Source organism: Cysteiniphilum halobium (assembly GCF_003574425.1).
In the GTDB taxonomy this organism is placed as follows: Bacteria; Pseudomonadota; Gammaproteobacteria; order Francisellales; family Francisellaceae; genus Caedibacter; species Caedibacter halobius.
The window spans coordinates 21,973-41,476 of record NZ_QLIU01000052.1; the positions used below are offsets into that span (position 1 = coordinate 21,973).

Annotated in this window: 14 protein-coding genes and 5 tRNA genes; 14 read left to right on the forward strand and 5 right to left on the reverse strand. The window is 37.5% G+C overall.

Annotation, left to right across the window (positions count from 1 at the left end; translation table 11 throughout):
- Positions 1–476: 476 nt before the first annotated feature.
- From DNK85_RS09040 to iglH, 6 genes are all read left to right on the forward strand, one after another.
- The gene (locus DNK85_RS09040) at positions 477–3,116 is read left to right on the forward strand and encodes a hypothetical protein (RefSeq protein ID WP_162896642.1); all 2,640 of its coding nucleotides are present in this window, start codon (positions 477–479) and stop codon (positions 3,114–3,116) included.
- Entirely contained in the window at positions 3,113–6,496 is a 3,384-nt protein-coding gene (locus tag DNK85_RS09045) for a hypothetical protein (protein WP_119329252.1), read from the forward strand. The genes DNK85_RS09040 and DNK85_RS09045 overlap by 4 nt, the downstream gene beginning before the upstream one ends.
- A gap of 98 nt (positions 6,497–6,594) precedes the next feature.
- Positions 6,595–7,014, forward strand: coding sequence for a type VI secretion system lipoprotein IglE (gene iglE, locus DNK85_RS09050; protein WP_119329253.1), 420 nt, complete (start codon positions 6,595–6,597; stop codon positions 7,012–7,014).
- Positions 7,014–7,505, forward strand: coding sequence for a type VI secretion system tip protein TssI/VgrG (gene tssI / locus DNK85_RS09055; protein ID WP_119329254.1), 492 nt, complete (start codon positions 7,014–7,016; stop codon positions 7,503–7,505). The genes iglE and tssI overlap by 1 nt, the downstream gene beginning before the upstream one ends.
- A 9-nt stretch (positions 7,506–7,514) precedes the next feature.
- Entirely contained in the window at positions 7,515–10,718 is a 3,204-nt protein-coding gene (locus tag DNK85_RS09060) for a DUF4280 domain-containing protein (RefSeq protein ID WP_119329255.1), read from the forward strand.
- Positions 10,719–10,723: 5 nt separating this feature from the next.
- Entirely contained in the window at positions 10,724–12,196 is a 1,473-nt protein-coding gene (gene iglH / locus DNK85_RS09065) for a type VI secretion system baseplate subunit TssF/IglH (protein ID WP_119329256.1), read from the forward strand.
- Positions 12,197–12,357: 161 nt separating this feature from the next.
- On the opposite strand, the gene dsbD is transcribed toward iglH, so the two are convergent.
- The 4 genes from dsbD to aphA form a co-directional block, all read right to left on the reverse strand.
- Positions 12,358–14,172, reverse strand: coding sequence for a protein-disulfide reductase DsbD (dsbD, locus tag DNK85_RS09070; protein ID WP_119329257.1), 1,815 nt, complete (start codon positions 14,170–14,172; stop codon positions 12,358–12,360).
- A 13-nt stretch (positions 14,173–14,185) separates the two neighbouring features.
- Positions 14,186–14,332 (reverse strand): hypothetical protein, encoded by a 147-nt coding sequence (locus DNK85_RS11585; protein WP_162896643.1) that lies wholly within the window; start codon positions 14,330–14,332, stop codon positions 14,186–14,188.
- Positions 14,333–14,509: 177 nt separating this feature from the next.
- Positions 14,510–15,127, reverse strand: coding sequence for a transcriptional repressor LexA (gene lexA / locus DNK85_RS09075; RefSeq protein WP_119329258.1), 618 nt, complete (start codon positions 15,125–15,127; stop codon positions 14,510–14,512).
- A gap of 90 nt (positions 15,128–15,217) precedes the next feature.
- Positions 15,218–15,919, reverse strand: a complete 702-nt coding sequence (gene aphA, locus DNK85_RS09080; protein WP_119329259.1) for an acid phosphatase AphA — start codon at positions 15,917–15,919, stop codon at positions 15,218–15,220.
- A 59-nt stretch (positions 15,920–15,978) separates the two neighbouring features.
- On the opposite strand from aphA, the gene DNK85_RS11590 reads away from it, so the two are divergent.
- From DNK85_RS11590 to lolD, 3 genes are read left to right on the forward strand one after another with little or no spacing between them, the layout of a single operon-like run.
- Positions 15,979–16,116 (forward strand): hypothetical protein, encoded by a 138-nt coding sequence (locus tag DNK85_RS11590; protein WP_162896644.1) that lies wholly within the window; start codon positions 15,979–15,981, stop codon positions 16,114–16,116.
- Positions 16,117–16,152: 36 nt separating this feature from the next.
- On the forward strand, positions 16,153–17,403 hold the full coding sequence (locus tag DNK85_RS09085) for a lipoprotein-releasing ABC transporter permease subunit (protein WP_119329260.1): 1,251 nt from the start codon (positions 16,153–16,155) through the stop codon (positions 17,401–17,403).
- A gap of 7 nt (positions 17,404–17,410) precedes the next feature.
- Entirely contained in the window at positions 17,411–18,085 is a 675-nt protein-coding gene (lolD, locus tag DNK85_RS09090) for a lipoprotein-releasing ABC transporter ATP-binding protein LolD (protein WP_119329287.1), read from the forward strand.
- A gap of 87 nt (positions 18,086–18,172) precedes the next feature.
- On the opposite strand, the gene DNK85_RS09095 is transcribed toward lolD, so the two are convergent.
- Positions 18,173–18,661: a dihydrofolate reductase gene (locus tag DNK85_RS09095; protein ID WP_119329261.1), complete on the reverse strand. Its 489-nt coding sequence runs from the start codon at positions 18,659–18,661 to the stop codon at positions 18,173–18,175.
- A 200-nt stretch (positions 18,662–18,861) separates the two neighbouring features.
- On the opposite strand from DNK85_RS09095, the gene DNK85_RS09100 reads away from it, so the two are divergent.
- The 5 genes from DNK85_RS09100 (at position 18,862) to DNK85_RS09120 (ending at position 19,475) form a co-directional block, all read left to right on the forward strand.
- Positions 18,862–18,937: transfer RNA gene (locus tag DNK85_RS09100), tRNA-Phe, on the forward strand.
- A 12-nt stretch (positions 18,938–18,949) separates the two neighbouring features.
- A tRNA-Pro gene (locus DNK85_RS09105) sits at positions 18,950–19,026 on the forward strand.
- 29 nt (positions 19,027–19,055) lie between these two features.
- Positions 19,056–19,132, forward strand: a tRNA-Arg gene (locus DNK85_RS09110).
- A 178-nt stretch (positions 19,133–19,310) separates the two neighbouring features.
- A tRNA-His gene (locus DNK85_RS09115) sits at positions 19,311–19,386 on the forward strand.
- 6 nt (positions 19,387–19,392) lie between these two features.
- Positions 19,393–19,475: transfer RNA gene (locus DNK85_RS09120), tRNA-Leu, on the forward strand.
- Positions 19,476–19,504: the final 29 nt, after the last annotated feature.

The window sequence follows — 19,504 nt, forward strand, 5'->3', positions numbered from 1 at the left end:
ATTTATTTTTTATTTTTAAAAAATGCTTTAAACTTGGCTTGATCTGATTGTTTTTTTATCGATAGGATGCTTTTATATTACAGAGTAATAAGCGATTTCTCAGTTGAAATTTCTATTAACTGTTAGCTTAAATATAAACTTAATCTATACAATTCTTTACTTTATATTGGGAATCTTCGAGCAAGCTTTGTCATGTTAATGCTTCTTAGAACAAATAATCATAAAATAATGAATGTTAGGTATTCTAAAATATGAAGAGTGTCGTTAAAATAGTGCTTAAGTAGCTGCTAAAGCTTCTTACTAGCATAAACGTATTTGATATTTATCAGACAAGTGGTCGATTTGTTTTGATATTGTAAGATGGATCTAAAATCTCTTCAGTTAAGGATGTTGGCAAGAAAGATTCTAATTGCTATGAGTTTTATCCAAAACATCAATTTAAGCAGCCATTGGTAATATAGGGAAATAGTATGGTTATGGCAACAATAGATAAAAATAAGGCGCTTGATGATGAGAGCAAAACTGAAGTAAGACAAGAACAAAATGCGTCTGAAACAAAAGACATTAATATGCAATTGTCAATTATCTTAGCTGAAGTTTTGCCAAATCTAAGCTTAAGTACAGAGCACTTTGTACATATCTCACATGCATTGCTGGATGTATTAACCATTGCTGTGATGGATGAGTTAAATGATCAAACTATTGATAAGCTGAAGATGTTACATCAAAAAGTTTTAAGCCTAATTAAACTCAAACAAAAACCTGGGTTTCGCCAAAGTATTGCCTATGCTCGGGTGCTAGATTTATTATCTTCTGGCGTGTTATCACGCTATGTGATACGACCTTTTAAGGTGTATTTTGAAAAATTGACTTTTATTAATCTATTGGATGAGATTCTAGAGACAAATTTTCAAAATACATCGAATATGCTTGAGAATGCGCGTTTAATGTTGGATGAGCTTGAGGCTTTGTTGCTTGAGGAAGTGTTGTTACAGCTTGATAGCGTGGATATTTTTAAATTCAAGCAGGTGGTGAATAAACTATCACGCTTTTTTGCGCTTAGTGTTGTCAGTAAGAACGAGTCACGCAAGTTGTTTATGCTGTTACAAACTAAGATTCGTCCAGTGATCGGTTATGATCCGTTTATCGTCGAGCAAACCATTACGATTGAGCTTAATCCATTAGATGAAAATCTAGCAACAAAGCCATTAACATTAATGAGTAACAAGTATCAAAACCAAACGGAAAAGTCACAGTTTAAAGGCTTGATGTTGGCTAATTATCATATTATAGAGCTTGATCTTGAGCTTAAACGTTATGGATTTGATGGTATGCTTAAATTTCAAATCTCATATGATGATGGTGTCCATCCGGATTATGCTTTTTTGTATCAGAATACTCCGTTATCGATGGCGATTACATTAGAAAATACCTATGTTTTTGATGATCCTAATAAGAAAAATACCAAGTACCAAACTAAGCTGCAATTACAAGCAATTGCTTCCATGTCAAACGATAAACATTTACGGTTTGTCGATCCTTTGGTTGAGCAACATATTGATAAACAAACGAGTAAAATCGCATCGATGCTGCCATTTTTTACCTTGAAATTTAGCGATCCACTAAAGGCATTCTGGTCACAGCATCAGCCTATTTATGTTGATTTTGATAAGTCATATATTGATGTGTTTAATGATAATAATTTCTTTCAAAGCTGGGTGCAGATTGATGTAACTAAATGCAAAAAGTTGGCAGCCAAACAAAAACAAATTATGGTGTCCGCTTACGCGCGTAGTTTCTATGATTATTTTATTGAAGCTTTGAGTCATTACAGTGTTTATTTGGTGTATGACTATAATAAGCTTGCAAAGGGTAAAAGCAGCTATGCCTTATATGATGTGCTAACAAGTGACTGGCAAAAAAAGCCTGAAGGTAAAGGTACATTAACCTCAAAAGATTTATTCCAAATTGATCATGCGCATTGTCAAGTGCAACCACTCTGGTCAAAAGCACAAAACATGATGAATCTGGCAGATATGAATATGGATAGAAGAGCATTGGTAAAAATTTATAATGAAAAACAGCCGTTAATTAAAGGCTTTGCTCTTGATCGCATTCAACTCATTGAGGATGCTAAAATTTACATAAACACCGAGCAAAAAATCTTAAACGATTTGCAAAACGATTTAGCTTGTGTCACTAAGTTTCATGTAAGCTTGCGTGAGCTTATGCCTTTTTTCCCCGTAACACCAAGTTATGATTTGATCGCTTTGGATAAAATACAATGGCAAAACACCTTTGTCGGTCAAAGCACAGCAGTGATATTGAGTTATCAACGCTTTCAGTTTGTGCAAAATAAAGCAACAATCAAATTTGTGAAGCGTAAACTAACCCAGCAGAACTATGAATCAGAAGCGGATAAGGATCATTATGAGAAGATCACGATGATTGGGACACCGGCTGGTATTACGCACTTTGTGCAGATTCAAAGTCAATGGTTAGATCAAAGTGCCAAAGCAAATGATTTACCGCGATATCAACCTTTTATTGCATTCCAAACACAAGCAGTGGTGACAATCGGTAAAGATGTTGATGATAGTGTTAAATATGCGTATAAGCTTTATAAAGGGCAGTCTGAAAATGAAGGCTCTTTTGCTGATGATCAAAGCACTAAACTCAGTGATTATGTCTATGCCAAGCAAAGTGAGAATTTATTAAGCTATGCGTGTAATTTGCCCAAAGCCCTTTATAAAGATCCGAGTAAGCCTTTACCATTATATGTACCGGTAGCGAGCTTTGGCTTAACAGCAAATACATTTAATTTATTACGAAATGGTGATGTTGTGTTATTGCAGTTTAATTCGGCAGAAACCGTGAACATTAAATCAGTTAAGCTAAATACGGCAACGATTGAAGATAAAGCATCACAAAAAATAGCACAGCAAACACTCTATGGCGCTCAACAAGAATGTGCACTGAGTTATACCCAAGATGCGAGTGATCAACAATTTAACCTAAAACAATCGACAAAAAATGGCGAGGGAATTAACGGCTTGGTGTTTAGTGATAAACAAGGGATTATATTAAGCTTTAGTGATGAAAAGGAGTCAAAATGAGTATATTAACCAGTAAATATGCCGTCATGCTGTTTGGCGCGATGGGAGTAGCTGCTGTTTTGGTCTTTATTATCTGGTTAATCAAGACATTAAAGAATGAAAAAAGTAAGGCAACGTCAATGTTTGGTCGCTTGAAAAAAGCAGCACCAAAAGCGAAGAGAAATAAAAACCCATATGCGGATGCGCAATTAAATATCCAAAAGCAGGCAAAGCATGCATTTTGGCCATCTTTTTTGTGTGTTTATGAAGGCAATATGGATCATGCCTTGACTTATCTTGGCAGTTTGATTGATCTTGATATATTTGAAATTACTCTCATGGATACCAATCAATCAATCGTTGTTGGACATGGTAAGGTGATTGTCGTGATCACATTAGAAAGTACCAAACAGTTAAATATCCCGTTGTTTAATGGTTTTTTGAATAAGCTATATCATCGTGGTGATATTCAGTTACCTGTCGTTTTATTAAAGGCAACAAGTCATGAGTTTATATCCAGTCAATTTGCGATGTTTCAGAAGTTTATGGCACAAATGCCGTTATTCTCGCATGGAAATTATCAGATACACCTGTCAGTTGCTGATTTTGCGATGGATGAAGAAATAGAAGCACTTTTTGATTTATTGAAACATGATACCAAGATAAGCTTTGAAGTGCCAAGCTCTGCTGAGGATATTAAAACAAGATTAGATGATGTGTTTGCTGTTATTCGTCACCGCATTTCAACTCAATTTAGTGATTTAAACAATCATACGACTGAAGTACGGCGTGCGTTAACCGCTGCATATCAGATTGAACGTGCGACTTTGCCAGCGATACAGTTAGTCTCGGAGTTAACGCAAGGTGCCTATGGTCAAGTGCCCGCTCAAGCGATTCATCTTAATTTTGGTATACATGCTAAAAACTATCACAGTACGTTTTTTGATTTTGGCTCTAAAGCGTATAAAAATGCATTAAAGCCAAGGCATGTTTTGGTGCCTGTGACAGTATTAGTTTCGGCATTCTTTAGTACAGTGTTTGCCTATAATGCCTATCAGCAATATGAATTTAGTGAATTTATTCAACTTAAACGCCCTTTTGCGCCACTAGATACAATGGAAACGGCAGCAGCTGCTAAAACCTATGATCAGTGGGTGAGTTTTTATCGCAGCCAGTTATTGTTGCCTTTTTTGTATAATGCGCATGGTAACAAAACATTAAACCGCTTATATGCCAACTATTTGTATGAGAACGTGTTGTTACCTAAATTTTATCAAACAGAAGATTATCTGCACAAAGTGATTTATCTATCACTTATTGCCAGCATCAATTCAAGCAAGGTCGCCGATATATTAAAGGATAATTTATCACTTATTTCCTTGATTACCGGATTGTCTTCTGAGCAATTTAGTATTGTTTATCGGTATGGTAGTAACAACAATAAACTAGTTTCTCATATTCCTAATAATCTCTACAAAGCAGAATCAGACGACTATAAAATTATAAAATCAGCAAGTAGCATTGCTTCAGGTAAGATGTTGAGCGCCTTTTTCGATGGTGATTACTTTCATGCGACCAATGATCAGTTAAAAGAGTATATCAGTCGCAATGTGATTACCCACCAAGAGGTGTGTTTATTGCAACAAGTTGTACCAGATATGTTAACCAATGAAGTGCTTAATAATAATTCAGGTGTTAGCAAATTCTTGGCAAAATTAGGCAGTGCTTTACCACAATATCAGTCTTATTGTAGTGGTAGTACGGCATTGATTGATCTACAAAACCTTATTCCAGCTACGCAGAATCATATCACAAGTTTCTCAGATATGGTTGAGCAAATGTTTCATTATAACGATAAAGTCAATGCCTTCTTTAGTAAGCGTTCAGTCGACCAATCAAAAGAGCAGGTATGGAAGCGAATTTTATTGAGTGCCGAGCTTAACTCTATTTTGGTCAGTGTGCTTGATCGCAATCAAAATACGATCAATTTGCTTGATAATAGTGATTACTATCAATACACTTTCAAAACCGTATTTTCGCGTAATGTGACTGCTGTGTCATTGGTGTATTCAAAGAACACTTTAATGAATATTGTGTTACCTCTATTAAAACGCTATGAAAGTCTGGTGAAACTGCTGCAGCAATACAATATTAACTATGGCGCATTAGACCGTTTGGAAAAGGGGGCATTAACACATTATGCCAGTCAATATGTGCAGATGTTGAATCAAGTATTGCAAAATGCGCTGCCAACCAAAGTGTCCATTGATAATCTGCAGATGTTTTTGATTGATATCACTTCAGATAATACGCCATTTAGTAATATGCTTGATTATATCAAAACTAATACAAGTTTTGGCAAAGGAGAAACACTGCCAGCTGAGCTGCAAGTCATTCCCAATAATTTTGCGCGATTAAATGAGTTTGTGGCGTCCCAGAAATACCAAGACTATAAGCAAGTTTTATCATCCATTAGTAATAATCTTTATCAGCGCAATCGTGAAAATTATACCCGTTTATATGAAGAGATTAATTCAACTAAAGAAGATTCATTATTAGCCAAAATCAATGGTTTGATCGATGCTTTGGGAGTGCCAAATAATGAGGCATATCAATTGCTTAAAGTGCCTGAGAGTATCATTCGCTTGAGTGTTGCGCAGTATCTTATTATTGACTTGAAGCAGCAGTGGGATCTGGATATTGTGCCTAAAATTGCGCTTGTGAAAAGTAAATTCCCACTGGATTTAAACTCCAGTAGTGTCATGAGCTCAGATGCATTAAATGACATGTTTGGACCTAAAGGTGTTGTTTACAATGAAATGTATGCACTACTTAAGGGCTTTATTCATTTAGATGCGATTAGTGGGATTTGGCAAGTTGATAAGAACTTGACCATAGAACAGCAAAAGACGCTTGTGAGCTATGTTGATTCATTTAATTACTTTTATCGTTTGCAAAGTGATTTATGGGCGGCAGATGGCAAACCGCGAGCGGTAGATATGTTTGTTGCAGCAACGCCTTTTAAGCAGGTTTCTTTAGATGGTATTAGCAAAATGGTATTGTCGTTTATGCAGATTGGAGCCAAAGATCGTGTATTAGGTTTAGATACGTATGATCAAAGTAATCACCCTGTTGTTTATGATTGGCAATTGCAACCGACCGTATCCATAGGTTGGTTAAGTAGCAGTAATATCACCTATCAAAAAACCTATCAAGGTGAGTGGGCGGTGTTTAAGATGTTGGCGGATGCTCATTGTAATCGTGATTGGCTATGTAGTTGGAAGATCAGTAGCGACAATAGCAAAGTAGCACCGTTTGTCGTGAGTTTTCAGCTAAAGTCAGACATTTTGAACCTGGTTAAGTATCAACAAGACAACAATGCGGATAATTTTCAGGCGTAGATGTATAAAAAGCATGTAGAGGCGTATTGTACACGTCTACAGAAATATGGGTATATTAAAGCGGTCAGAGGCTTAAATCGCCACAAAGGAGTAAAATAATGGCAAAAATGATGAAATATATAACAATAGCGGCAATGTTTTTAGTGTTAAGTGGCTGTTCGTTAATTCCCTGGTATCATTCAACAACGATGACGGTGAAAATGGATTTATCCAAAGATGCAAATGATAAACAGCCAATCACAATGCTGATTAGCCAACCGGTAGATCAAAAGAGTTTTGTCACAGCAGATTATGCAACAATTAGCCAAAGCGCACTTGATCAAGGGGTTATACGTTATGTGTTTATGCCAGATCAACGTACGCAAAAGATTTCTTTAGATGTCAGTGATACGCCTGTTGCTATCTATTTTATCTTAAAGCATCAGCCGGTGTCTGGTTGGAAGTATTATATTGAGAAGCCGCAAGGTAAGAGTGTGAGCTTCACCATTAATCAATTTAGTGTTAAAAAGGACTCATAATGGCAAAGCACGCAATCGCAATGAACAGCGACGGGATTTCGGTTGCTGTCAAAGGTAAAGAGGAAAAAGAAGTCTGCAATATCCAGTATAAAAGTGCAGGCGACGCAGTATTGCAAATTGGTAATGAATATAGCTTAAAAGCAGAAAAAACAATTGCATTTATCGTCGGTGATATTACCGTTAAAGTAACCACCGATGAGGTGTTAATCCAAAAAAGTAGTACTAGCATTTCACTCAAAGATAAGGATATTAAGTTTGCTGTTGGTAGCAGTGTGATTGAAGTCAAAGACGGTGAAATTATGCTGAATGCGGATAAAGTCAGTATTACGGGATCTAGCTCACTTAGCTTAAAATCAACAGATAGTGCGAGTTTGCAAGGCGGTAGTGTCGCCGTTAAGGCTATTCAAGCGGCTTTTGTTCAAGGCATGACAGTGGATATTAAGGGCACGGCAAGTACGACAGTAAAGGGTTTGACAACCTCTGTTGGTTAAGGACTATCTATGGCAAATGAATTGGTATATTTTCAAAAGTTTATCGAGAATTTATTGGTTTACCATGAGAGTGAACTGCAAGGGTTAAGACAAAAAAGCAGTGTATTACAGCGCAATTTCAGTACATTGAAACAATATTCCTCACCAGAGTATCAAGCAACAGGACTTGAAAATGTCAATCTTGATCAAACGCAAAAACTAATCGCGGATTTAACTTCCAAGTCAACTCAAGCACCGGATGTCTCAAGTGTGCAAAACTTAAAGGCGGCAAATAATGCATTAACCGATGCAAGGTTGCTTGGTGATATGTCCAAACTTGCCAAAATCTCCGAGAGTCTAAGTACACAAGTAAGTCATTTTCAGCAAAGTGAAAAGCAGGCATTAATAACGCGACAAGCCCAGCGAGTTGATGTTGACCCGCAAACCATGACACCAAGTAGTGAGTATATCAAAGTCTTGAATGATCAGCTAAAAAAAAGCCAAGCACAAGAGTCGATATCAAGCACTACTAATGCAGCAACAGAGGGCAGTCAAAAAACAAGTTTGGTACAGATTCATAAAAATATTCTGAGCTTAGATGCAGAAGATAGTATTGAAGATATCAATAGTCACACACAGGCGTATGCTGACTATCAAGAGAATCTATCAAAAGAATTAAGTGATTTGAGTAAAGGAAATAAAGAAAATAAAGAAAGTGGGGAGCAAGCTGCAGTAAGTGATATTGCAAATAAGCAAACCTTAGCTGATTTTATGCGTTATCCCAATGCCCCTTTTGATGCTAAAACTGCAAACATTGCTGTTTTGCCTACAACAGATCAATTGATGATGAAAAATACATACTTTTTGCAACAAACGGGGCAAATAAAGCTTCCCGATCATGATGTAGAAATGATTAAATCGATTGTCAGTTATCATGAAGAAGCTGCTAAAGTACAAAATGTGCAGTTAGGAGATCCTAATGCGGCAGCGATACATGTGCAAGCGCTGGCAAATAGTACACAAGAGACACAAAAGCAACAAGCGCTTAATAAGCTTAATGGACAAATGCAAAGTTGGTCGATGTTTGTTGTACCTGCTGGTTTACCACTTGTGGCTGAAAACGTCAGTAAAAAGGCGCGGATGCTAAGCGATGCACAATCAATAGCAGTCAAGCAAAGTCAGACAACAGAAAATCGCAAGATGGAGGTTGTTGCAGGTGATGGTGTAGTAAAGATATTGAATGATCATGGTGCATCTTATCTTATTGGCAGTGATTTACAAATTGCTAAGCAGGCGCGATTAGAGCAAGCATTTGCAAATCTGCCATCGCAACAAGTGACACGGTTGCAAAGTGATTATTTGACGAGTGTTGCGAAAGTAACGATAAGTTTACTCATTGCCCAATCACAGGTGAGCACATCACCATTATCAGAATTAACCACGGCAAATAATGCAGTTATGGCAGAATTCTCGGGATTAAAAACAAGTGCGTTGGCATGGCAAGGAAACCCAAGTAGTGATGAACTCTTAGCAAATTATCAAATGCAATTACAAAGTACGACAGCAGCGTTAGATTATTTTAAACAACAAATTCCAACTGCTTTAGCATTCCAATCACAGCTTACTGCAAATGCTAATGCATTACATGATTCACTTTGTCCATGTGTGCCTGATATGAGTTTTAATGCACAAGAGATACTGCCAAAAATGAATGAGCTACAAGCTGCATTAGAGCATTTGCCCAAATTGCCTCAAGGTAGAAGCTTTGATAGTAGTACTATTGTTGGACCATATATGGCAAGTTTAAATGTAATGTTAAGTGAGCAAGACAGTACATCATTGGCATTGCAGGAGAGTATCAATGCGGAAATTATGAAGCTTAAAAATTTGTCGCAAAATCTACCCAAAACGCCTACAGCGAATATGCAAATGGCAAGTTGTTTGTGTGATGATGTCTTGGAGGCCTTTAGTCAGCTGAAATCGCTTATTGCCCGGATCAATTTGTCTAATACTAATACAACTAATATCAATACGCCAAGCTTGGCTTCATTGCCTGATCTTGCGGGCTTTCTACAAGGAATTGATCTTAATACGATGTCACTGCCTAATGTATTAATCATACTTAAACACATTCAAATAGCACTTGATGTATTATGTCAAAATTTAGCAAATGCGATAAGTTTTTCAATGCCACCTTTAATGGGAGTCTCAAACCTACCACCTTTGTCGGGTGATCTATTATCTCCTTTACAAGACCTACAAAATTGTTTGTCAATATTGCTAAATCAGGAGGTTCCATTACCTAATGGTGTTTCTATGGTCAGTGTGGCAACCCTTAATGATGTTTTATTACCAGTACTTAATTATCAAAATCAATTTATGGCATTGGATCAACAAAACTTTATTAAGGCTACGGGGGGTGAGTCTCTACCTAACATGCAAGCTTTGTTAAGTAGAGCAACACCTAGTATGTCAACATCGGGTGTTCCTAGTGTCAATGACTTAATCCCTGAAACACCCGAGCTATTAAATCAGCTGCAAAGTTGTAAGAATCTGGCGCATATTGAAGATGAAATTAATGAGATTAATAGTGCTTTAGCCTCAGCAACAGCTGAGATTAGTTCATATGTGCAAAAGTCAAAAAATGCAGCCAAAGCGTTAGATGAAATGCAGGCAAAGATGATACAGATGCAAAATATGATCGCAGTTCAGCAGCGAGATATCCAAAATGCACAAACAACAAAGCAAATAACCGAGCAAACACAACTTGAGGTTGCACTAGCAAATTTAAATAACGCGATTAGTAATACAGCGGTATTAAGTGGTCAAGCGGCAAGTGCATTAAGTGTCAGTAGTGGTTCGCCTCAGGCAACAATGGTCACTTGTACAAGCTCACAAATGTTATGCACTTTTGGTTTGGGGCCTGGTATGTATAGTACTTTGCGTGCAACCGTGCTAATTAATAATAAACCGGCAGCGAATATAACCGATGCTGCCCCAATGGTAAATATCTTGCCAATGCCAAGTTGCACGGCAGTGACGAATCCAGCTTGGAACCCATTAAAGCCAATTTCGCCGTGCATTCCAGCAGGACAATTTATCCCAACGAATATTATGACGATGGTGCAAGGTTCTCCGATTAATACGATGAACAATAAAGCGATGTGTACGACGGCAGTTGGCGGGGTTATTAGCTTTATTAATCCATCACAAATGACGACAATGACAGGGTGAAGGGTATGAATTTTTTTGATGAAAAAACGGCTTTTGTTAGCAAAAACTATGATTTATCTGATGATCATTATCAGGTATTGACCCATTTATTTGAGGCATTGGGTAAGGATATTCAGAGCAACTTGGTGGCACAACTTAGAAGTGAGCGAGATTACCGTTTATCGCGCTATAATCAAAATCTATTAATGCAATTGCCTAAGCATATGCTCATTGCTGTGAAATCAAAGATTAAAAAAGCATGCTTAAATCTTGAACCAAAAGAGCACTTTGATGTTTATGATATCCAGGCAAAAAAACGGTTTCATTATAGCAATTTAAGCGAAGTTAATTTGACGTGCTTCAAAGTTGATCATGTCGATTTAACGAGTACCTTAACACAAGTTTCATTACAAACTGATGTAGCAACAGAGCTTAATCATAATGTCTTTGATCTATGGGTTAACCCTTTGCTATGGAAACAAGCGGAATTTAAGCTGTGTCAGTTAAAAGAAATGGCACTACAAGAGCGCAAAATTAAAGTGCGTGTAACCTATGATGATGGCACACAAAAGGAGGTCTTGGCGACTGTTTACAATAGCGATGCATACACGTTAGGCTTAAATGATAAAACGCGTCTAGATTTATTGTCACCTGAATTTTCTCTGAAATTAAGCATCGAGTTGTCGCAAATCCCGGTGACCGAAACGACAACAAAAGTTAAACAGATACTATTAATGTTTCCTGTGGGGATCTATGATAGAGCGGATTTTTTTGAACTCATCAGCCAGAAGGATCGACTGTTTGTTACCAACATTATCCCGCTATTTAATCTGTTTGAAGCCTATTCAACATCGCAAAAAATTGACCAACGCTATGATAAAATTCCTTTGCTGCACCCTGAGGATCCCGATGCTCGTGCTTGTTATGTTCATCAAGTATGGGTTAATAATCAGTTGTATAAGGATTATTATAATCATACGGTGAGTGAGTATGTCTTTCATAAGCATGTTGGTAAACTAAGCTACTCTCCCAAGGATATTAATGAAGCATTAGATGTTGAGAAAAGGGTTTTTGCAAAAGTAGACTGGACACAAAAATCTGAACATGGCAGTTTAATCAAGGTGAGTACCAATAGCTTTACCACGCAGAGTACACACTTTGAATTGATTACCCTAAAATCTGAGTATAGACTGAATAGCTTTCGCCATATTGATCGTGTGGTACAGGTATTTAGAGCATTTTCAGATCTTGATATTCGTAAGAATAATGGGTTCTTATTAGCATTAAAATTTCTTTATGGTGAGGAAAATGCAGAAAAATATCAATTTTTTAAATCGGTGATTAGAGCGATTTATTATGATCATGTCAGTAATGTACTCTTTATCGAAGCTACTTATCCACATTATTATGCCTATGTTAGATATGTAGCTTATGTCGTGACGCGATTTTTCTATATCAATTCCCCGCAAGTGGTCGAAGTGAAAGTGTTTGTAAAATAAAATAAGGATTCTTTGCTTTTAAATACGAGGTTGAGCAAGGAGGTAAACTCGGCAGATCAGTTTGGCTATTAAAGAGAGTGAACTGGAAAAAGCAAAAGCTCAAGGGCTAAAATATCAAAGTGTTTTTAAAGCGCTAATACATCAATATGCTAATGGGCGAATTAATTTATAGTCTCAGGTTGTTTTAAGCGTACTGTCGTAAAACTTTGTATCAGGGTGTCAACATCAACAACCCCAGCAATACGTTTAATCTCGATATTTTGTTGATTGCGCAAAATCAGTGTGGGTAGGCCTAATACGTTTGCCGCTTCAAGTAGCTCTGTACTGCTGGCATTATAGTCTGAGACATCTACCTTAATAACTTTAATATTATATTTTTCAAAATAATCCTGCATGGTTGGAGAGAGTAAAATAGCTTTAAGTTTCAAGCAGTTCTCACACCAATGTGCAAAATAATCAATTAAAACATATTGGTGTGTTTTTAGTGCTAAAGTGACTTGTTGCGCTAACTCTTGCTTATTAAAAACGGTAGTAAAATCATTTTGCATTGATGTCATATTTTGTTTGCTTGGGGTATATAATCTGTGGCTAGTAACTAAAGTTAAGAGCGTTAAAAGTATGATAACGACAGCAATAAAATGCTTGGTTTTTTGTTGCATAGATTCGGACATTACAGATGCGTAAACAAGATAGAGTAGATAACAACTAATCAATAAAGCGTACAGGCTAAAAATGATGGCTTCTAATACGATAATTCGACTTAAGATGAAAACTGCCATTGCTAGCATTGCAAAACCAAAGATGACTTTGATTTCCTGCATCCATGCACCAGATTTTGGCACAAAGCGTTTAAGGCCAAGAGCAATCAGCAGCAGTGGTATACCCATCCCAAGGCCTAATGCAAAGAGTGCAAGTCCACCGTAGAAAATATCGCCTGTTTGTACAATGGTAGTTAATACACCAATCAGTGGTGCTGATGTACAGGGTGATAATACCAAGCTTGCAATTGCACCCATCAAGAAACTAGCAAAGATGCCACCGGTTTTAATCTTTTGTTGTGATTGACCAAGATGTGTGCTAAGCCCTTGGGGCAGTTGAATCTGAAATACACCAAACATCGATAAAGCTAACACAACAAATAGCAAGGCAAGTAAAATGATTACCCAGATTTGTTGAAAGAAAATTTGAAAAGACAGTCCAATGATGCTAATAATAATGCCCAAAGCGGCGTACATTACTGACATGCCCAATACATAGGAAAGGGCTAAAAGGAAGCTGTAAAATTTACTGTGGTTTCTACCGATAACAATCGCACTGATAATCGGTAACATAGGTAACACGCAAGGTGTGAAGGCAAGCAACAAACCAACGCCTAGAAGTGCGAAAATGCCTAACCAGTTAAAATCATTATGTTCATAGGGTAATACGTTTTGATCAATCGTCATTTCTTTGATTTGAGGCAAATAACATAGATTGTTATCACAGGCTTGATATTTAATTTCGAGCTTACTTTGGGGGGTGATTTTACCTGAGAGCGGGACTTGTAATAATAATTGATTTGTATAAACGGGTTCATTTTTAAATACAGGGTGTGCAATTGCCGGAGGAAAATAAATCTCGCCAACCTTTGCTTGGTCGGCATGTTGTAGTTGTATGCTGATTTTATTTTTATAAAGATACTGCCCTTTGGGAATACGCCAGCATAAGGTGATTTCACCTTTATTTTGAGTTCCAGTAATACTCAGTTGGTTAAAGGATTGCTCAGGTGAGCGAAACAGACCAATATTGCTAAAATTATCACTGGCTAAGAAATTATTAGAGCTAGAAAAACCCGATAGAGCGAACATCAATAACAACAACAAAGAGTTTAACTGTCTAAGTAAAACAGAAGGTGCATCAATAGTCGGTTTAATCTGTGCTAAAAAATCACTTAATTTCAGTGCTTCTTTGGTGGTGGTCAGTGTAAACAACCTCATATAGTAGTGGTATTTATTGCAAGTCTAAAATATCGCTGATTTTCAGTTTTAGCGTTTTGGCAATCACCGATAAAGGTACACCTGCACTTAACATTTCTTCAGCCTCAAGCTTAAGTTCAGTGTGACGCAGATTACTTTCAAAAGAAGATGAATGTTTCATAAACCCTCCTGGCTTAGTTTTTACTTTAATTTAAATTATTGACATTATACGCTTTGATAAAGGCGCTGTTTTAGCGCTTGGCGGCGTTGTTCATAATGTTTTTGGTCATATTTACTTATCCGTAAAGTATAACTGATATGGCTGTTGAATTTCAGCATGATTTTCTCCTTTTCTTTTTTATAGTAAAAATGACCTATCCAAGCGCATTCCTAAGTAAACACCTTGAATGCTCACGCGATGCGCAGGATAGACCATCGGGGGGAGGTCTTTATTATGCGGGATAAGTGTTACAGTTTTGTTATCCTGCATTTTAAATTCCTTTAAAGTAGCTTCCTTTTCATCGATGAATGCCACGACAATTTGCCCATTGCGGGCAATATGCTGTTTTTGAATCAATACAAGATCATTGTCTAAGATGCCACTGTCTTGCATTGAATTGCCTGAGATTTTCAATAAATAGCGATCAGGCATATTTAAAAGTTCAGATAAATCGATGGTTTCAATTATCTCATAAGCTTCTAATGGTAAACCAGCGGCAATCGTACCAATCAATGGCAAATGTAAGGAATTGTGATGTTTATTATGTGCTTGATCAATGATTTCAATATGTTTGCGTTTGCCTTTGGGGATATGAATATAACCTTTTTCTTTAAGTGCTTTGATGTGGTAAGAAACTGTGGCTTTTGATTTAAGGTTCAAAGCATCTGCAATATCACTAAAAGTTGGAGAATAGCCGTTTTCAGTTTGGAAAGTTTGAATAATGTTTAAAACTTGCTGCTCTTTGTTATTTAACATGGATGCATCTCATTTCCATTGATTTATCGCTCATTATGTTCTAAATAAGTTTAAAATCAAGTGTTAAATGCACATAAGTTCAAATTAAGTTTATTTTTGTGAGTTGACCAGCACCTCTTCACCAAATTTACCACTGTGTGGCATAGGTTTATTTGTTGAGTTCAATGGGCGCAGAACACGAATTGCTTTTGCCCCAGCAGCACGTGCATCAGTAATATCACTATCAGAGTCACCGTAATAAAGCGTGATTTTATGCTCTTTGATATAAGGCGTTTTAGCGCCATGCTTAGGGCCGCTAAAGATAACTGGATTCATTTTATCTTTAGGAATATCAAAATCATGTTGTAGAATGCGGGTTAATTGTTCCGTTTTTGTTTTCGGTCTGCCAGTAATAAAGTAAATATGGTCTCCCCGTTTAAGATGCATCTGAATGAGTGCATATCCTGATTGCTTTGGAATGGAGAAATAATCCCACTCATTATTCATCTTTTGCCAAAACTGTGGGTTACTGAGATATTTATTGCTTTTAGGAGAGAACTCTTGCTTGCCACGAAAGAAGCCAGGGCTTGAGAATAACAAAGTATCATCGACATCAAAACCAACATTAATGGGTTGTGTATTGGTTAAACTCTGTTTGATTTGCGCAATAGACACCCAGTGCACCGGCATGCGATGGCTAAGCTCACTCGTTGTTACTCCCGGATTTAATGTGCTATACGTATTGGCAAATGTTGTTTGTGTTAATGACGCAAAGACAACACAAGATGTAATTAATATAACTTTCTTAAGCATGTTTTAACTTCCTCGTTTAATTGTATGGGTATGTTGTCGCTGCAAAATAAACAAAAAAAGTGAGATTGTCATCTGAATTATTAGTTGTTGTGTATGGAATCAAAGTAAACGATGATCAATATTCTGATGTTCAATTACATGATGAGATCAAAACGATTATCCCTAGCATCACTGTATGTCATCAAGCACAACTATGATATGATGCTGATGCGTTTAATTTGACGGATGAATAGATGTATCGACCGTTACCATTGTTTATTGGTTTGCGTTATTTACGTGCGAAAAAGAAAAATCAGTTTATTTCGATTATTTCAGCCATTTCATTTATTGGGATTGCTTTGGGTGTTGCTGTGTTAATTACAGTAATGTCAGTGATGAACGGCTTTGACGAGCAAATCAAAGATCGTATTTTAATGATGGTGCCACCGGTTAAAGTTTACCAAGCAGGAGGTAAGCTATATAACTGGGAGAGCCTAGCACAAACACTAAAACAAAAGGATAAGCTTATTTCAGGGGCAGCTCCCATTATCGAAGGCCAAGGCATGTTATCAGCCAATGCCACCAATGCCTTTGCCGCGATTCAAGGGATTAATCCAAAATATGAGCGCTCTGTGGTGCCGATTGCTGAGCATATGCAACAAGGAAGGTTGTCATCATTGCAATCGGGTAAGTTTAATATCGTTCTGGGTAAATATTTGGCAGACTCATTAGGCGTCAAAATAGGAGATAAGGTTACCCTTATTGTGCCGCAAGCAAATCTAACACCTGCTGGCATGATTCCACGTTTGAAGCAGTTTAAAGTCTCGGGCATCTTTAGTGTGAGTTACCAATATGATAGTTATTATGCTTTAGTAAACATTGAAGACGCAGCGAAACTATTTCAAATGGGGAATTCAGTTACAGCCTTGCAACTGGGTGTAAAAGATATTTATCAAGCACCATTTTTAAAGGAGATGTTAAATAATCAAATTCTGCCAGATTTTTATATGGCGCGTGATTGGACAGATGAAAATAAGAGCTTTTTCCAGGCATTGCAAATGGAAAAAACAATGATGTTTTTTATCTTAATGTTAATTATAGCCGTAGCAATTTTTAATCTATTGTCATCACTAGTGATGGTGGTTACTGATAAACGCTCAGATATTGCGATTATGCGCACCTTAGGCATGTCATCGCGCCAGATTATTATGACCTTTATTATTCAAGGTTTAGCAATTGGTATAATTGGTACGGTTATCGGCATTATTCTAGGAATTGTTTTATCAATTAATGCCACAGAAATTGTTAACTGGATTCAGATGGTTTTTCATGTGCAATTTTTAAGTCCGAGTGTTTATCAAATTGATTTTATTCCATCAAAACTGATTATGGGTGATTTGGTGCATGTTGCAATTGCCTCGCTTATTTTGAGTTTCTTAGCCACACTTTATCCGGCATGGAGTGCCTCAAGAGTCCAACCAGCGGAGGCCTTGCGTTATGAGTAACTCGGATATTAATCAGTATGCTATTTTTTGTGAAGGCCTTGACAAGGTTTACAAAGAAGGCAAGTTTGAGACAGGGGTCCTGCATGGCATTGATTTGCATGTCGATTATGGGCAAAAAGTCGCAATTTTAGGTCAATCGGGCTCTGGTAAAACCACATTGTTGAATATGTTAGCAGGACTTGATTCTCCCACTAAAGGGCAGGTTTATCTAGCGGGTAAACGCATTGATTCATTATCGCCTAATAAACGCGCTTTGCTCAGAAATAAGCACTTAGGCTTTATTTATCAATTTCACCATTTATTACCTGAGTTTAGTGCACAAGATAATGTGATGTTGCCGTTGATGATGCGTAAAGATATCTCAAAAATTCAAGCACAAAAAGATGCTATGCATATGCTTGAAGCGGTAGGTTTAGCGCATCGCATTAAACATAAGCCCAGTGCATTATCCGGTGGTGAGCGCCAACGTGTTGCAATTGCTCGTGCTTTAGTGACTAAACCCAGTTGCATTTTGGCGGATGAACCAACCGGCAACCTTGATGCTGAAAACTCAGAGAAAGTATTGAAGTTAATGCACGAGTTGAGTAATGCATTTAAAACAGCATTTGTCGTTGTGACACATGATGAGCGCTTTGCCAGCGAAATGGACAAGGTGTATAAAATTACGGATGGATGTATATAGCTAATCCAAAAACACTTTCTATATGATTTTCATTAGCTACTTGGTACTTTTGCATGATGATATTTTATACCATCAACATTAAAGCTACTAAAGCCTTTCCCATACTTCAAAATCAAAGTCACATTCATTGTTTTGATCCCTTTGATAGCTGCGTTGCCCAATGCGTTTGAATTGTGACTCTTGCCATCTTGGAAAAAAAGCATCTGACTCTTTTATAGTATGCACTTTTGTAATATATAAACGATCAACAAAGGGTAGAAAAGCAGCATAAATTTCAGCACCACCGATAATGAAAATTTCATAATGTGGCTTCTCTTTGGCTAGATTGAGGATATGTTCAATGTCATGGATGATGGCACAATTATCTTGTGTATAATTTTTTTTGCGTGTCAGAATAATATTCTTGCGATTGGGAAGTGCTTGCCCAATCGAGTCAAATGTTTTGCGTCCCATGACGATATAATTGTTTTCGGTCAGTTTTTTAAAGTTTTTTAAGTCATTAGATAACTTCCAAGGCAAACTGTTTTTAATACCAATGCCTTGCTTTTGATCATAGGCGACGATAATCGATAACATAATGAATTTTACTCCTTAGTGATTGAAATGGATAGTCAGCATTGTAGCGTAGAAATTAGCAAGATTGGGGATAAAATTGTATTTAATGCAAACAACCAAAGCCTTTGTTTGTCTAGTTTGTAGCCTTTCTCAGTGGTGGAGTAAATTATTCAAAAAAGTGCTTGACCGAGTTGGGTAAATCCGCTTTAATATGCGGCATTGGCCAGATAGCTCAGTCGGTAGAGCAGAGGACTGAAAATCCTCGTGTCGGCAGTTCGATTCTGCCTCTGGCCACCATTATAAAATATTCGGAGCATAGCGCAGTTTGGTAGCGCATCTGGTTTGGGACCAGAGGGTCGGGGGTTCGAATCCCTCTGCTCCGACCATTATTGCCGTCAATGGCGGAAGAGAAAATGCGCCCGTAGCTCATCTGGATAGAGCATCGGCCTTCTAAGCCGAGGGTAGCAGGTTCGAATCCTGCCGGGCGTACCATTAAAAGAGTTTATGGTGGGCGTAGCTCAAGTTGGGTGAGATCGTTAAGAAACTGTCAGACAGTTTTAGATCGAACAGGCGAAGCACGGACAGCGCAGCACCGGTTTTCTTAGTGAGGCAGGAGCCGAGCTTAGAAAAAGCAGCTCTAGCAACTTAGGCTGCAATATTACAATTTATGGTGGGCGTAGCTCAGTTGGTAGAGCCCCGGATTGTGATTCCGGTTGTCGTGGGTTCAAGTCCCATCGTTCACCCCAGTCTTTGCGGACGTGGCGAAATTGGTAGACGCACTGGATTTAGGTTCCAGCGGGTGACCGTGGGAGTTCGAGTCTCCCCGTCCGCACCAAATAATCATCTTATAACGCCTCAAATTAT

Excerpts from the sequence above, each read along its gene's own strand:
- aphA (WP_119329259.1), bottom strand. The coding sequence starts at position 15,919 with ATGCTTAAGAAAGTTATATTAATTACATCTTGTGTTGTCTTTGCGTCA.
- iglH (WP_119329256.1), top strand. The coding sequence starts at position 10,724 with ATGAATTTTTTTGATGAAAAAACGGCTTTTGTTAGCAAAAACTATGAT.
- iglE (WP_119329253.1), top strand. The coding sequence starts at position 6,595 with ATGGCAAAAATGATGAAATATATAACAATAGCGGCAATGTTTTTAGTG.
- DNK85_RS09040 (WP_162896642.1), top strand. The coding sequence starts at position 477 with ATGGCAACAATAGATAAAAATAAGGCGCTTGATGATGAGAGCAAAACT.
- DNK85_RS09085 (WP_119329260.1), top strand. The coding sequence starts at position 16,153 with ATGTATCGACCGTTACCATTGTTTATTGGTTTGCGTTATTTACGTGCG.
- lexA (WP_119329258.1), bottom strand. The coding sequence starts at position 15,127 with ATGTTAAATAACAAAGAGCAGCAAGTTTTAAACATTATTCAAACTTTC.
- dsbD (WP_119329257.1), bottom strand. The coding sequence starts at position 14,172 with ATGAGGTTGTTTACACTGACCACCACCAAAGAAGCACTGAAATTAAGT.
- DNK85_RS09095 (WP_119329261.1), bottom strand. The coding sequence starts at position 18,661 with ATGTTATCGATTATCGTCGCCTATGATCAAAAGCAAGGCATTGGTATT.
- DNK85_RS09060 (WP_119329255.1), top strand. The coding sequence starts at position 7,515 with ATGGCAAATGAATTGGTATATTTTCAAAAGTTTATCGAGAATTTATTG.
- DNK85_RS09045 (WP_119329252.1), top strand. The coding sequence starts at position 3,113 with ATGAGTATATTAACCAGTAAATATGCCGTCATGCTGTTTGGCGCGATG.
- DNK85_RS11585 (WP_162896643.1), bottom strand. The coding sequence starts at position 14,332 with ATGAAACATTCATCTTCTTTTGAAAGTAATCTGCGTCACACTGAACTT.
- tssI (WP_119329254.1), top strand. The coding sequence starts at position 7,014 with ATGGCAAAGCACGCAATCGCAATGAACAGCGACGGGATTTCGGTTGCT.